Genomic DNA, 13,485 nt, shown 5'->3' with positions numbered 1-13,485 from the left:
CTTTTTATTGCGTTAATTTAATTGACAGCGTATAGGTTTAAACCTAATTCTTTTGCAATGAAAGCAACCATTAACTGACCTCGAACACTATTGCCAATCGGATCAAGGGGAGGGGAGAACCCGGCAATGGCTAATTGCCCAGGCGCAACGGCTAAAATGCCACCACCTACGCCACTTTTTCCAGGCAATCCCACTGTATAGGCCCAATCTCCAGAACTATCATAAAGGCCTTCCATTGTCATTGCGGCTAAAATATGGGGTACATTTTCAGCTTTTAATACCCTTTGTTTATTTAAAGGGTTGATACCGCCAGCCGCTAGTGTTGCGCCCATCACGGCCAAATCTTTACTTGAAATTAACGTCGAGCATTGTCGAGTGTAGACATCGCAGGCTTCCATTGGATCGGAATACATAGTGCCCGCAGAATAAAGCAGCCAAGCAATCGCGCGGTTATGGAAATTGGTCGTTTGTTCTGAGCGATTAATTTCTTCGCTAAGTGCAATCTGTCGTCCTGCAAGTTGACTTTGCATGCCTAAAATACGTGACCAACGATCTTCAGGGTTACTTGCTTTGATTAAACTCACGGTTGCCATCGCACCCGCATTCACGAGTGGTGAGAGTGGTTTTCCACCATGTAACTCAAGCGCCATTACGGAGTTGAAAGGTAGACCCGTTGGATCCGCCCCAATTTTGTTATGTACTTCCTCAGCGCCAACGTCTTCAAGTGCGAGTGCTAATGAAAATACTTTGGAGATAGACTCTAAAGCAAATTCATAATTTGAATCGCCGCATTCAAAAACCGTACCATCTTTGGTCACAACAGTGACACCTACAAGTGAAGACGGTACTGATGCGAGATAAGGAATGTAGCTTGCATTTTCACCTCCCGCTGCTTGTGAAAATTTATCGTAAGCTTCTTTGACTACTGCGGCTATTTTTGCGTGATCCAAGCTCATTGTGCCACCCCTTTATTTTCGTCTACGACCACAACTTTGGTTTGAACTTCGCTTGGATTACGGCCTTCTAATTCCCAACCAAATGCTTCAAAATCACTGGCGCCTTCGGTTGTTTTCCAATGTGGTTTACGGTTGGCGTAAATTAACAGTGGAATTGCGACAAAAATGACATTGCCTGCGATGAGAATACCAATATAGGTACTTGGGCTACCGACCGAAATTTGTGATGGAGGTACGAATGACAAGATAAATGCGATCATTGCACCAACTAAGCCTGCTCCGGCAAAAATCCACATCCCAGCACTGCCAAATGGCACCACATAAGGACGTTTGGTGATTGGTTCGGTGTGGCGCAGATGGATTGCGGCAGCGAACATTAAGAAATACATAATGAGGTAAAGGGTAACGGTTAATTGGCTTAATATTTGATAGGCCGCTTGTACCGATGGCAAAACGACAAACATGATGGCTAAGAAAGTAACGATTAAGCCTTGGCAAATCAAAAGATTTGACGCAACACCGTTTTTATTCAGTTTTTGGAAGAACGGCGGTAAATAACCAGCTCGGCCAACAACCGCAATGGCGGCAGATGGGCCTGAAACCCAAACAGTTACGCCGCCGATAACTCCGGCAAATAGTGCCAACGCAACAATAGAACCAGCCCATGGGATGCCATAAAAGTGGAAAAAGTCGTTGTAAGCAACTAGCAGACTTTGCGTTAAATTGATTTCACTCTGTGGTACGACAAGGCCAATGGCAAGTGTTCCGAGCACAAAAATAGCCACAGTCGCTAATGATGAAATTAAAATTGCTAATGGGTAATTTCTACTTGGGTTATCAATTTCTTTAACGTGAATGGCATTCATTTCCATACCCGCGTAGAAAAGGAAAATACCAGCAGCTAAAACCAAGTTATCAAATTTAGAGAAATCAGGAATGAGTTTATCCCAGCCTAAATCAATATGAACTGGCCGGCCTTCAATTAAATAAATTGCACCGAGTAAAATCAAAATGCCAGCGGGAATGATGGTACCGATCAGCCCCCCCCATTTACTAATAGCTGAGGATGATTTTACGCCACGTAACGTGACTAATGTTGCGCCCCAATAAACAACCAAAACGGCAATGATGGTGTAGACCATATTTGCTGAAAGTGCCACATCCCACTTTTGATTTGGTCCGACAAAGGCGAGTGAAACCCAAGCAAAGGTGAGAACGGTTGGAAACCAAATCGTTGATTCAACCCATAATAAAAAGATAGCAACAAAGCCCCAGCGAGGTCCAAACGCTTCGCCTACCCAGCGGAAAACCCCACCTTTTTGTGGCCATGCAGTTGCCAATTCAGCAGCAACAATTGAAACCGGAATTAAAAAGAAAATAGCGGCAAAGATATAGTAAAAAACAGAGGTCAATCCATATTCTGCTTCAGCTGGAAGTCCGCGAAGACTCACAACCGCCGTGATGTTCATAATTGCTAGTGTCATTACACCAAGCGTAGCTTTGCGTAATGTGCCACTTTTAGCAGGAGCTGCGGTAGTCATAGGTTTCTCCAATTATTTTTTTCTAATAAAATTTAGAAGTCAAAAAATTTATTGAAATTACATTTATTACTTAAAACATTAATGTTGAACGTAATGAAAGTGTCCAAGCATTATCTCTACTAGGATTTGCACCAGGATTACGTACATATTGCACATCAGGTGTAATCAGCAACCCTTTGGCAATGGTCCAGTTCCAGTACAATTCTATTAATTGCTCGTTACGCAAATTATTTGAATTTAATGAAGATTTTGCTACATCGCTATAACCCAAAGCCAAACCAATCTGATCGGTAGGACTACGTTGAAGAGGATTATTGAGTGCGGCACCTAATGCGTAAGAGCTTTTGATGGCTGTGGTATAGCCAGAGGCTTGGTTCGCTCTACCAAATACGGCCCATGAATCATTTAAATTTTGAACGGCATTAAATGACCAGCCATGGCTCTTGGGCGATTGCAATCGAACACTAGGCACTTGGTAGTAAGTCATCGAGTATTGAGCGCTCCCAAGGCCTTCAAATTTCGGTGTCCATTGGGCATAGGCAAACCATGAATAGCCACCATCACCAAAATGCTTGGTTGATAATGTTGACCCGCTGATGTTGTCGGCACTTTGAAAACCAGTTGCAAATTGCAGGGTGCTACTTGGGTTGATTTGTATATAAGAACCTAAACCAGCAGTGGCATAAGTGGATGTACCATTTTGACTTAAAATATCATTATTAAAATTTTGTTGTTGGCTACTTAAATACTGATTGCCATCAAAATTATAAAAAGGATATTGCCCTACAGAGATCAAGACTTGATTACCGGGTAATGCTTGAGTGTAAGTCAATTGGGAAAATGTATTTTGCCGTGTTCCAAAATCGTTATTGGGCGTCAGCAACCCTAGGTTGTTTTGGATGTCTGCACCATTTTGATTGGTGCTATAACGAACCCAAGTGTAGGCAAATTGCAGAGAGCCTGTACCAATGCTGTCATTTTGAAATAAATTCCAATCTAGCGATGGCGTTGCTAGCCATTGCCCCGCTGGACTGCCACCATTTGAGCGCCCCCATTGTTGTAAGTAACTCAAATCCATTGACCATGAAATACCGTTTTCTTTTGCTGTTTTGGTTTTAAATGCTGAATATTCGCCATAGAGATCGCTTGCGTCGCTATATAAAGAATGCCTTGCTGTTGCGCGATCAATATTGTCTTGGATTCGACTGATTTTACTGACGCTACTGATATCTAAAGGCTCAGTGCTTGATGTATCGCTTTGAGCTAATGCAATTTGAGCCGCACTCATTAAAGCAATTCCACTGGTAATTTTTATTACGAAATGATTACGACGTGTTCGCATAATCTTCCCCTAATTGATAAAGGATGCTACAAAATCAATCGGCTAGATTTCAAAGTCATTCATCAGCAGTACCAAGATGAATCAATTCATGCTTGGCGACTGCTGATGGCTCTCTAAATCATCGTATTCAGTTTAATGTTTAAAACCACTGGCTTCTTGCTCGGATAACGGCACGCTAACAGGATGTTTGCTGAGATGTGCAACGGCTTCCTTATAGTCTTTAATTAATAAGCTTGCGAGATCACGGCTAAAACCATGGCGAACTAAAATGCGTTGCACTGGGATATTTTCTAAATGAGCCGGTAAGGTATAAGCAGGCACTAACCAGCCGCGCATGCGCAGTCGATCGGCAAGATCAAATAAAGTAAAGTCATGCTCAATACCGTCTTTTAATTTCCAAGTTAGCGCTGGAATGCCTTGCTTAGGGTCGCCGTTATAAATGATTTCAAATTGGCCCATTTTGCTAATTTCATCGGATAAATACATCGCGGTGTCGTAGCAGGCTTGATGAATCTTGCGGTAGCCTTCTTTGCCAAGACGCAATAACGTATAGTATTGCGCAACAATTTGTCCGCCAGGCCGAGAGAAATTCAAGGCAAATGTGGGCATTTGACCGCCAAGATAATTCACATTGAAAATCAAATCTTGGGGTAAATCTGCTTTATCACGCCAAATCACCCAACCTACACCGAGTGGTGCTAAACCAAATTTATGGCCAGAAGCATTAATTGATTTCACGCGAGGTAAACGGAAATCCCATACGAGCTCTGGATAAGTAAATGGCGCAAGGAAACCACCACTAGCACCGTCAATGTGCATTGAGATATTCAAGCCAGTGTCTTTTTGCAATTGATCTAAAGCATCGCTGATTTCTTTTACCGGTTCATATTGACCGGTAAAGGTAATACCCAGTGTAGGCACTACGCCGATGGTATTTTCATCACAACGCTGAAGCACTTCTGCCGCATTCATCACAATACGGCCGTTATCCATTGGGATTTCACGGATTTCAATGTCCCAGTAGCGAACAAATTTATGCCAACAAATTTGTACTGGACCAGTGATTAAATTAGGTTTGTCATAAGGTTTGCCCGCTGCTTTTTGTCTAGCACGCCATTGCCATAAAAGTGCTAGTCCACCCAGCATCGCCGCTTCGCTGGAGCCGGTTGTTGAAGTGCCCAGGGTATTGCTGGCATCGGGTGAGTTCCATAGATCTGCGATCATATGCACACAACGAGCTTCTATTTCTGCCGTTTGTGGATATTCATCTTTATCGATCATATTCTTATCGATCGTCATATCCATTATTTGATGGACTTCAGGCTCTGCCCATGTTTGGCAGAATGTGGCTAAATTTTGTCGTGAATTGCCATCGAGCATCAGTTCATCGGTAACGACTTGCAGTACATGGCGAGCTTCGTGCTCTTGATCGGGAATTTTGTATTTTGGTAAAGCGACTGATAGATCATTAGAGGCAAAAACCTCATCCAGTAAATCGCCTCGTACTGCGTTTTTCTCATGTAGCATTTTTTATCCTCTAGGTGATGATTCATAGCTTATGGCTAAGTAACCGCCAGTTAAAATGGACTTAGCGCTTATTTATAGATCAGAAATTCAAGCCTGCATTCAATTCTACATAGTGGAATTAAATACTTACGTAGATATTTTTGATGCTTTCATTGTACGTAGAGTAATAAATTTTTTATGTAAGTAGTATTGGTTATTTATTTTTTACTCAGTCAATGGATGTGGTGGTTATTGTTGCGGGAATGTTGGTTTAGGCTTTGTTTTTTAAGGGTTTTGTGTGTATGTCTGAATTAAATGACAATTAACTGCTTGTTGTTTTATTCAGAAAAAAATTGATTTTTAGTAAGAATCACAGTGGTTGTGCTGGTGGTCGATATAGGCGTGGGATGTGTTTTTTTAGTTAAAAAACAATTGCTTGATGTATCTTTTTTGGGTTTTTGTGAAGTGGTGAGATTGGCGTTGGTAATTTTTACATTTGCTGTATTTTTTGTGTTTTACTTTGTAAGTTTTTGGTTTTTTTTGTCAGCGTTGTGGGCGATGGTCATTGATTCAGCGAGTGCATCACGCTTATTTGCGCTCAGCGAGGCCGGTCTGAGCGCGATGGGGGGGGCTAAGGACGAGTTAAATCCAAAACTCACCTTGGCCGATCGTGCTTACTTTGCCGCTGACTTGAATCGTGGTATCTACATCTAGTTGCAAGCGCGCAATACGCTTGATGCGGTGGCCTTGTTCCATGATGAGGCTAAAGGGCGTTGGTTTATGTTGTGCGAGCAAATAGCCGCCTAAGTTGGCGCAGGCTGAGCCGGTACCAAAATCTTCAGCAGAGACGCCATTTTGATTCCAAAAATAACGCGCGATGACTGTTTCTCCATCGTAAGCCCAGACCAAGGCGCCTGCTCGTCCATCCACATTAATTGCCACTTGCATGAACTGTTCCGAATTAGCTTGGCAAGCCGAGACGCTGTCAGCGCTATCTAATTGGATAATCAATTGTTCTGTGCCGCAATGAACAAACAGCGGCTGTTCAATAATGTGATGACTGCTAATACCAAGGGCGCTAGCAAGTTCAGTCCGCTCGGGGCCATCGCGATAGCTGGGTGGATTGGCGGTGAGCGTGACTTGATGACCATTCACTTGCACAGGGATTAATCCGGCTTTCATTTGCAGCGTGAGATGTGAGCGGCCTTGAGCGATCACAAAGGCTGTGCCAAGCGTGGGGTGGCCCGCAAATGGCATTTCATAACTAGGGGTAAAAATACGCACAGCGGCATCTGCTTGATCGCTTGGCGTGACAAAAGTGATTTCAGACAGGTTCATCTGCTGGCCTAATGCGGCCATTTCTGCTGCTGTGATATCGCTCGCGTGGGGGAAAACCGCGAGTGGGTTACCCGAAAACAAGTGTTCGGTAGTAAAAACATTGACGAGTTGATATTGTATTTTTCTCATTATTTTCTCTTAGGTATATGAATCTAAGTTATTAAATACGTAGCTTAGGTGGCTATACCTAGTAAATTTAATATTTTTTTAGATTGATTCATCGGTGTGATTAGTCCGCTTTTGTTCTGGAATCATCAGGTAGTCCTTAAATCATCCACTGCATGAAGCACTCCGCTTGTATAATATTGGGTTTCGCCTCTTTGCAGCTGCAAAATTACTCCATGATTCGTAAATTTATCGGCAAGGTGCTACGGCGCCCGGGACGGCGTGTTGTGCACGCCAAGCACTATGGTATTCGCCGTGATCAGCTGCACTCAGGTGCGTTGAAAGTCTGTGATCGTCTGCAAGCGGCGGGTTACGAGGCCTATATCGTGGGCGGAGCGGTGCGTGATTTATTGCTCGGCAAGTCACCCAAAGATTTTGACGTGGCGACCAGCGCTACGCCGGAGCAGGTTCGGCATATTTTTAATCGTTCGCGCATTATTGGCCGCCGTTTTCGGATTGTGCATGTGCCATTTTATGATCGCGGCGGTGAAGAGATCATTGAAGTCACCACCTTCCGTGGTAGTGCCGAGTCACCCACCGATGCCAGCGGGCGAATTATCCGTGACAATGTCTATGGCACGATTGCTGAAGATGCCGATCGCCGCGACTTTACCGTCAACGCCTTGTATTACGATCCGAATACCGAAGAAATTATCGATTTTCACCATGGCATCGAAGATTTAGAAAAGCAGCAGCTAGTGATGATTGGCGATCCAGTTAAACGCTATCACGAAGATCCAGTACGGATGCTGCGTGCTGCACGGCTATCGGCCAAGTTGGGCTTGGCGATTGCGCCAGATACCCGCAAGCCCATTCGTGAACATGCCGCTTTACTGGAGAACATCCCTTCAGCGCGATTGTTCGACGAAATGATGAAGTTATTGCTGTCAGGCAAGGCATGGGATTGTATGCAAGCGTTGCGAGCGCATGGCTTACATCAGCCGTTGTTTCCATTGCTAGACAAACTACTTTCTCAGCCAGAAACCGCCAAGTTTTTACAAAAAGCCCTTGAAAATACTGATCAGCGCTTAGCCGATGACAAGCCGGTTTCGGCAGGATTTTTGTTTGCGGCATTGCTCTGGCATGAAGTCGAAGCGCTGTGGCAAAAACGCCTTGCTGCCGGTGAAACTAAAATCACCGCCTTGATCGACGCGATGAATGAAGTTGAAAGTAAAGTCAGCAAACGTTTAGCAGTGCCCAATCGCTACAGTGCGGCAATGAAAGAAATTTGGCTATTGCAGCCGCGATTTGAGCAACGCGTTGGTTTGCGCCCGTTCCGACTATTAGAGCAAGCACGGTTTCGAGCGGCGTATGACTTTTTGTTATTGCGTGCCGACTGCGGCTTAGTGGAAAAATCATTAGCCGATTGGTGGACGCAATTTCAAGTCAGTGAAGAAACAGAACGGACGGCAATGATTGACTTGGCCACCAAAAATGGCCAATCGGGTGATGCCCCCGCCAAGCGCCGTAAACGTAGTCGTCCGCGTAAACCCGCCGCAGCCAAGCCGTCTGGAAACTAAAACGATGAAAATATTTGTCGCTTTAGGCGCTAATTTGGGTGATCCAATCGCCCAACTCAATGTGGCATTGGCCAGCTTAGCCGCTTGGCCAAAAATGACGCTGGTGCGCAGCTCTTCTTTTTATCGTAGCGCGGCAGTGGGTTATACCCAGCAACCTGATTTTGTGAATGCGGTCTGCGAAATCGACACCGAGCTGACCGCGCTTGAGGTTTTGGCTGCGTTGCTTGCGATTGAGACTCAAAATGGCCGTGCGCGTGAATTTAAAAATTCACCGCGCACCTTGGATTTGGATTTGATTTTGTACGGCCAAGAGCAATACGACTTAGCCAACTTACAAGTGCCACATCCACGGATGCAGCAGCGGGCTTTTGTTTTGCAACCCTTGCTTGAAATCGCGCCAGAAATTGAAATGCCACACCTTGGCCCAGCGAAGCACTTTCTTGCTACCGTAGCCGAGCAAGTATTGACGCGCATTCCTCAGAAAGCCACGCTTGCGGCTTAAATGTATCGATTTTCTGATCTATCTCCATTAGGATTGGTGCACTTTGCGGGACGGCCCAATTTGCCGTCATCGCAGCACCGCAGCAGCACCAAAAGTGCTGATCTTTTTAACTGCATGGATACCGAACAATGAAGACGACTCTGACTACATTACAAAAAATGAAACAAGATGGCCAAAAAATAGCCATGTTGACTTGCTACGATGCCAGCTTTGCGACGCTATTGGATGCCGCTGGCGTGGATATTTTTTTGGTCGGCGATTCACTTGGCAATGTAATCCAAGGGCATCGCTCAACCTTGCCGGTGACCATGGACGATATGCATTACCACACACAGGCGGTGGCTCGCGGCACGCAAACGGGTCTAGTTTTGGCTGATCTACCCTTTGGTAGTTATCAAATTTCACACGCTCAAGCCTATGAAAACGCCGCTCGGTTGATGGCTGCTGGTGCTGAAATGGTCAAAATTGAAGGCGGTGCAATCATGGTCGATACCGTTCAATTTTTGGTGCAACGCGGTATTCCAGTCTGCGCACACATTGGTCTGCAGCCGCAGTCGGTGCATGTGTATGGTGGTTATAAGGTCCAAGGCAAAACTGAATCAGAAGCCGAAGTGCTGGTGCGCGATGCATTGGCATTGCAAGCCGCAGGTGCCAGTATGGTGTTGATGGAAATGGTGCCAGCGTCGGTCGCCAAAACCATTACCGAATCGCTGTCGGTACCCACCATTGGCATTGGTGCCGGCATTGATGTCGACGGACAAGTGCTGGTGCTGTACGACATGCTCGGCGTGTATCCCGGTAAGAAAGCCCGTTTTGTGAAGAACTTTATGACTGGCAGCCATAGTATTCAGGGCGCGGTTGAGGCGTATGTGAAAGCGGTGAAGGGCTTAACTTTTCCGGCTGAAGAGCATTCGTTTTAATTCAATATCGAACACGACGAACAGGCCGAAATAAAACATAATCTAGCGTTTTAATCGGCCAATTGTTGCGTCTTACCTGTAGTTTTCTGATTGCACTCGGACTTTCCTGACTTTCGTGTTCTAGTCATTGTTATCTACCTCCAAATCTCAGCTCTCAAACACCATGAAAATCATCCATACCATTGCAGAACTTCGCGCTTGGCGCAAAACCGTTGGCACGGTGGCTTTTGTGCCGACAATGGGTAGCTTGCATGCGGGGCATATGTCGCTCATTCATGCTGCAAAAGCCGCAGCGGAACATACCGTCGTGAGTATCTTTGTCAATCGCCTGCAGTTTGGCCAAGGCGAAGATTTTGACCGCTACCCGCGCACCTTAGAAAACGACGCCGCTTTGATTGCAGAACAGGGCGGTGTTGATGTTATTTTTGCCCCTGATGAGCATGAACTGTATCCCAATGTGATTCAGCAATATCAGGTTACGCCACCGGCGATTGCCGACGAATTGTGTGGCGCATTTCGTCCTGGACATTTCCGTGGTGTCGCTACCGTGGTCACGAAATTATTTAATATTGTTCAGGCCGATATGGCTTGTTTTGGCAAAAAAGATTATCAGCAATTATTTGTGATTCAAAGCATGGTTAAAGATTTGAATATGCATATTCAAATCCTACCGGTCAATACAGGGCGTGCTGAGGATGGTTTGGCGCTATCGTCACGCAATGCGTTCTTAAATGCCGATCAGCGCGCTGAAGCGCCGCGTTTACACTATCATTTGAGCCGAATGAAAACCGCGATTGAAGCGGGCGAAAAAGACTATTCCAAATTGGCGGTACAAACCGTCACTGATTTACGCGTTCGCGGCTGGCATGATATTGATTATGTCGATACCCGTAATGCTGAAACCTTAAAACCTGCATCAAGTACCGATCAAAAATTAGTGATATTAATTGCGGCTCGGCTCGGTAATACTCGATTGATCGATAATATTGAAGTCAATCTGGATTAAATCGGGATTCGTACTTTTTAGTCATCGATATTTTATATATCGATGACTTTTTTATTTTTTCTGATTTACATTCCCATATAGCGCCCAGTTTTATGGTTAGTTGCAATCACTAAATTAAGTGCAAAAGCGCCAATGATTGAAATAATCAATTGTTGCCAACTGACAATTGCGGCACCAATCGCCAAAATAACTAAATCGACGACCAATTGAACATGCCCAGCCCGCCAGCCTTTGGTCTTTTGTAAATATAAAGCCAATACGGTTACACCGGCTAAACTGGCTTTATGTCGAATCAGCATCAATATCCCCACTCCCGCCATTAAACCGCCCATTAAACCCGCAAAAATAGGATTGAGTTTGCCAAAGCTAATCCAATGTGGCATCCACTCGGTGATGAGTGCCAAGCTGGCGACACAGGCAAACGTTTTGAGCGTGAACTCCTTGCCCAGCACTTTGTAAGCAAATAGGTAAAAAGGTACATTTAATACAAATAAGATTAAGCCGTAGGGTATATCTCCCAAGTAAAACAAAATAAAGGCGAGCCCAGTGGTACCCCCTGTAATGAGTCCTGCATGCTTAAACAATTGGATGGCGAGTGCGACAAAAATCACGCCGGTGAGCATGCCTTGTAAATCGTCGATGAGCGAGTGGGAGAGGTGTGTTTGTGACATAGAGAATCATTCAATTGAAAGTGGCTTGCAGCATAGCGTTTTTCTTGGTGATTGGCTGTAATGAAATTACATCGTGCCGCAATGAAATTGGATTTACGTTCATCATTTAATTTAATAACATTGAATTGAATTGAATTGTAAATTGGTGTGAGCTAGAAATTCAAGCTGAAAATGTTTTTATAGTTTCATAAAAACATGAAATGTTTTGTTAAATTTTGAAAAATGGAGTGCTGATTGATGAAAATAGCTCAAAGTATTTCGATTGTCGTTTTACAACTTTTTTTGTTTGTTCCTGTTGTGGCCAGTACTGATAAAGTCGATAAAAACACACATTATCTCCCCTTCATTCAGCTCAGCCTTTCTTCTTCTGGTATTAATAATGGCATTATTGATGCTCAATATGGCGCGGCATCCAAAGATAAATTAGGCGCAATGCCTTTAGAGTCAATTCCATTGCAGTGGTCCAAAGGGCCAAAATCAACCGCAGCGTATGTGACCACGATTGTTGATTACGATACCTCACCCATTATTGGTTTTCCGTGGATTCATTGGCTGACGGTTGTTCCAGCCACCATGACCTCGTTACCGGCCAATGCCAGTCGTTCTCACGCCAATAATATGGTACAGGGCGTGAATAGTTATTCTGATGGTGTGATGCTTAATATGCCGTCAATGAAAGGCTTTGATGTGCCCGCTGCGCAAGCTGCAGCGTATGGTGGGATGGTGGGATGGTGCCAGTGGGATTTGCGCATAAATACACCATCAAAGTATTTGCTTTGAATCGTCCTTTAAATTTAAAACCTGGATATTTTTATAATGAATTACTCACGGCCATGACGGGGAAAGTGATCGGTGAGGGGACTTTATATGGTGTTTATGATGCCTATATTGTGCATCCGCCGAAAGCCGATCAATCCGAGAGCTATATCAAGGCACATGAGTAGTTTTGTTTAATTGGAACGTAAGTTTACGCTGGCGACATAGTGTGCCGCCAGTCGTTTATATTCGCTTTTGCTTATATTTGGCGTAATCTGAAACTAAGTATATTGATGCGTGAGGAGTTGATGATGAATGTCTCTTCTAATTTAGCGGCATTGGGGCTGCAAAGTAGCGCGGCTTTGGCGCAAGCAACACAAGCGAAAACCCTGCAAAGTTTGTCCAGTGGCACTCGCATCAATAGCGCCAAAGACGATGCGGCAGGCAGCGCTTTAATTGAGCAGTTTGCCGCGCAAATCGCAGGCAGTAATCAGGCGGTGAGAAATCTGAACGATGGTATTTCTTTGGCGCAAACCGCTGACGGGGCCTTGAGTTCAATTTCGGACAATACCGATCGATTGCGTGAATTAACAGTGGCTGCGGGCAACGGTACTTTGTCGGCGAGTGATCGACAGGCAATGCAGGCTGAGGCCGATGCATTGTCGCAAAGCAATGCGGATATTGTTAATAACGCGCAATTTAATGGTCAGGCGCTTTTGCAAGGTGGCGCATTTAATTTTCAAGCTGGGCCCAATGCCAATGATTTACTTAGCCTGAATAATCCAAGCTTAAATGGTGCAAATGGCTTGGCGAGTGCTGCCGGATTACTTGATTTATCGAGTTCCAGTGCTGCCAATAGCAGCCTCTCTTTGCTGGATCGTGATATTGAGCTGATTTCTGGACAGCGGGGGCAACTGGGCGCTTTTCAAAATCGAATTGACAGTGGCATTCAAAATTTGCAAACCAGTGCTTTAAATTTATCTGCTGCCAAAAGTCGTGTTGCCGATACCGATTACGCAGCAACAACATCGCAATGGACACAGGATAAGGTGCGTAATAACGCGAATTTGGCGATGCAAGTTCAGGCGCGGGCGAGTGCGGGACAAGTGCTGAGTTTGTTACGATAGTTTGGGTATTTGAATACAGGTCAGAGATTATAAGCATTGTGGGTCTATACCTTAATGTTTATATATCAAGTTTGCAGCGTTGAGTGGGGTGGGTATGAGATTGCCAATCCTTAGCCATAATGAGCTTGATATCGC

13 protein-coding genes are annotated in these 13,485 nt (G+C 44.8%); 7 read left to right on the top strand and 6 right to left on the bottom strand.

Going from position 1 to position 13,485, the window contains the following annotated elements; genetic code table 11:
• Positions 1-17: 17 nt before the first annotated feature.
• The 5 genes from glsA to Q0V82_RS01745 form a co-directional block, all read right to left on the bottom strand.
• A complete protein-coding gene (glsA, locus tag Q0V82_RS01765) occupies positions 18-956 on the bottom strand; it encodes a glutaminase A (RefSeq protein WP_297572148.1) in 939 nt (312 codons plus the stop codon).
• Positions 953-2,497 carry a putative glutamine/gamma-aminobutyrate antiporter GadC gene (gene gadC / locus Q0V82_RS01760; protein ID WP_297572147.1) on the bottom strand — a complete coding sequence of 515 codons (1,545 nt, stop codon included), beginning with the start codon at positions 2,495-2,497 and terminating at the stop codon, positions 953-955. Before gadC ends, glsA begins: the two co-directional genes overlap by 4 nt.
• A 70-nt stretch (positions 2,498-2,567) precedes the next feature.
• Positions 2,568-3,839: a carbohydrate porin gene (locus Q0V82_RS01755; RefSeq protein WP_297572146.1), complete on the bottom strand. Its 1,272-nt coding sequence runs from the start codon at positions 3,837-3,839 to the stop codon at positions 2,568-2,570.
• A 132-nt stretch (positions 3,840-3,971) separates the two neighbouring features.
• Complete coding sequence (locus tag Q0V82_RS01750; RefSeq protein WP_297572145.1) at positions 3,972-5,366, bottom strand: glutamate decarboxylase; 1,395 nt, start codon at positions 5,364-5,366, stop codon at positions 3,972-3,974.
• 621 nt (positions 5,367-5,987) lie between these two features.
• A complete protein-coding gene (locus tag Q0V82_RS01745; RefSeq protein WP_297572144.1) occupies positions 5,988-6,812 on the bottom strand; it encodes a PhzF family phenazine biosynthesis protein in 825 nt (274 codons plus the stop codon).
• 212 nt (positions 6,813-7,024) lie between these two features.
• Between Q0V82_RS01745 and pcnB the strand changes: the two genes are divergently transcribed.
• The 4 genes from pcnB (at position 7,025) to panC (ending at position 10,796) form a co-directional block, all read left to right on the top strand.
• A complete protein-coding gene (gene pcnB, locus Q0V82_RS01740; protein ID WP_297572143.1) occupies positions 7,025-8,368 on the top strand; it encodes a polynucleotide adenylyltransferase PcnB in 1,344 nt (447 codons plus the stop codon).
• A gap of 4 nt (positions 8,369-8,372) precedes the next feature.
• Entirely contained in the window at positions 8,373-8,870 is a 498-nt protein-coding gene (gene folK, locus Q0V82_RS01735) for a 2-amino-4-hydroxy-6-hydroxymethyldihydropteridine diphosphokinase (RefSeq protein ID WP_297572142.1), read from the top strand.
• A gap of 128 nt (positions 8,871-8,998) precedes the next feature.
• Positions 8,999-9,790 carry a 3-methyl-2-oxobutanoate hydroxymethyltransferase gene (gene panB, locus Q0V82_RS01730; RefSeq protein ID WP_297572141.1) on the top strand — a complete coding sequence of 264 codons (792 nt, stop codon included), beginning with the start codon at positions 8,999-9,001 and terminating at the stop codon, positions 9,788-9,790.
• Between the two features lie 163 nt (positions 9,791-9,953).
• Entirely contained in the window at positions 9,954-10,796 is an 843-nt protein-coding gene (gene panC, locus Q0V82_RS01725; protein WP_297572140.1) for a pantoate--beta-alanine ligase, read from the top strand.
• A gap of 65 nt (positions 10,797-10,861) precedes the next feature.
• Here the strand turns inward: panC and Q0V82_RS01720 are convergent, their stop codons facing one another.
• The gene (locus tag Q0V82_RS01720; protein ID WP_288842311.1) at positions 10,862-11,467 is read right to left on the bottom strand and encodes a YitT family protein; all 606 of its coding nucleotides are present in this window, start codon (positions 11,465-11,467) and stop codon (positions 10,862-10,864) included.
• Positions 11,468-11,704: 237 nt separating this feature from the next.
• On the opposite strand from Q0V82_RS01720, the gene Q0V82_RS01715 reads away from it, so the two are divergent.
• The 3 genes from Q0V82_RS01715 (at position 11,705) to Q0V82_RS01705 (ending at position 13,350) form a co-directional block, all read left to right on the top strand.
• On the top strand, positions 11,705-12,247 hold the full coding sequence (locus Q0V82_RS01715; protein WP_297572139.1) for a hypothetical protein: 543 nt from the start codon (positions 11,705-11,707) through the stop codon (positions 12,245-12,247).
• Positions 12,244-12,411, top strand: coding sequence for a hypothetical protein (locus tag Q0V82_RS01710; RefSeq protein ID WP_297572138.1), 168 nt, complete (start codon positions 12,244-12,246; stop codon positions 12,409-12,411). Before Q0V82_RS01715 ends, Q0V82_RS01710 begins: the two co-directional genes overlap by 4 nt.
• Before the next feature lie 120 nt (positions 12,412-12,531).
• Positions 12,532-13,350 (top strand): flagellin, encoded by an 819-nt coding sequence (locus tag Q0V82_RS01705; protein ID WP_297572137.1) that lies wholly within the window; start codon positions 12,532-12,534, stop codon positions 13,348-13,350.
• The last annotated feature ends 135 nt before the right edge of the window (positions 13,351-13,485 follow it).

This window comes from uncultured Deefgea sp., from assembly GCF_947072475.1.
In the GTDB taxonomy this organism is placed as follows: Bacteria; Pseudomonadota; Gammaproteobacteria; order Burkholderiales; family Chitinibacteraceae; genus Deefgea.
Note: the sequence above shows the minus strand (reverse complement) of the source record. Positions and strands in the feature narration are given on the sequence as shown.

Bases quoted from the DNA above. Each gene is read 5' to 3' on its own strand.
- glsA (WP_297572148.1), bottom strand. From the start codon at position 956: ATGAGCTTGGATCACGCAAAAATAGCCGCAGTAGTCAAAGAAGCTTAC.
- gadC (WP_297572147.1), bottom strand. From the start codon at position 2,497: ATGACTACCGCAGCTCCTGCTAAAAGTGGCACATTACGCAAAGCTACG.
- Q0V82_RS01755 (WP_297572146.1), bottom strand. From the start codon at position 3,839: ATGCGAACACGTCGTAATCATTTCGTAATAAAAATTACCAGTGGAATT.
- Q0V82_RS01750 (WP_297572145.1), bottom strand. From the start codon at position 5,366: ATGCTACATGAGAAAAACGCAGTACGAGGCGATTTACTGGATGAGGTT.
- Q0V82_RS01745 (WP_297572144.1), bottom strand. From the start codon at position 6,812: ATGAGAAAAATACAATATCAACTCGTCAATGTTTTTACTACCGAACAC.
- pcnB (WP_297572143.1), top strand. From the start codon at position 7,025: ATGATTCGTAAATTTATCGGCAAGGTGCTACGGCGCCCGGGACGGCGT.
- folK (WP_297572142.1), top strand. From the start codon at position 8,373: ATGAAAATATTTGTCGCTTTAGGCGCTAATTTGGGTGATCCAATCGCC.
- panB (WP_297572141.1), top strand. From the start codon at position 8,999: ATGAAGACGACTCTGACTACATTACAAAAAATGAAACAAGATGGCCAA.
- panC (WP_297572140.1), top strand. From the start codon at position 9,954: ATGAAAATCATCCATACCATTGCAGAACTTCGCGCTTGGCGCAAAACC.
- Q0V82_RS01720 (WP_288842311.1), bottom strand. From the start codon at position 11,467: ATGTCACAAACACACCTCTCCCACTCGCTCATCGACGATTTACAAGGC.
- Q0V82_RS01715 (WP_297572139.1), top strand. From the start codon at position 11,705: ATGAAAATAGCTCAAAGTATTTCGATTGTCGTTTTACAACTTTTTTTG.
- Q0V82_RS01705 (WP_297572137.1), top strand. From the start codon at position 12,532: ATGATGAATGTCTCTTCTAATTTAGCGGCATTGGGGCTGCAAAGTAGC.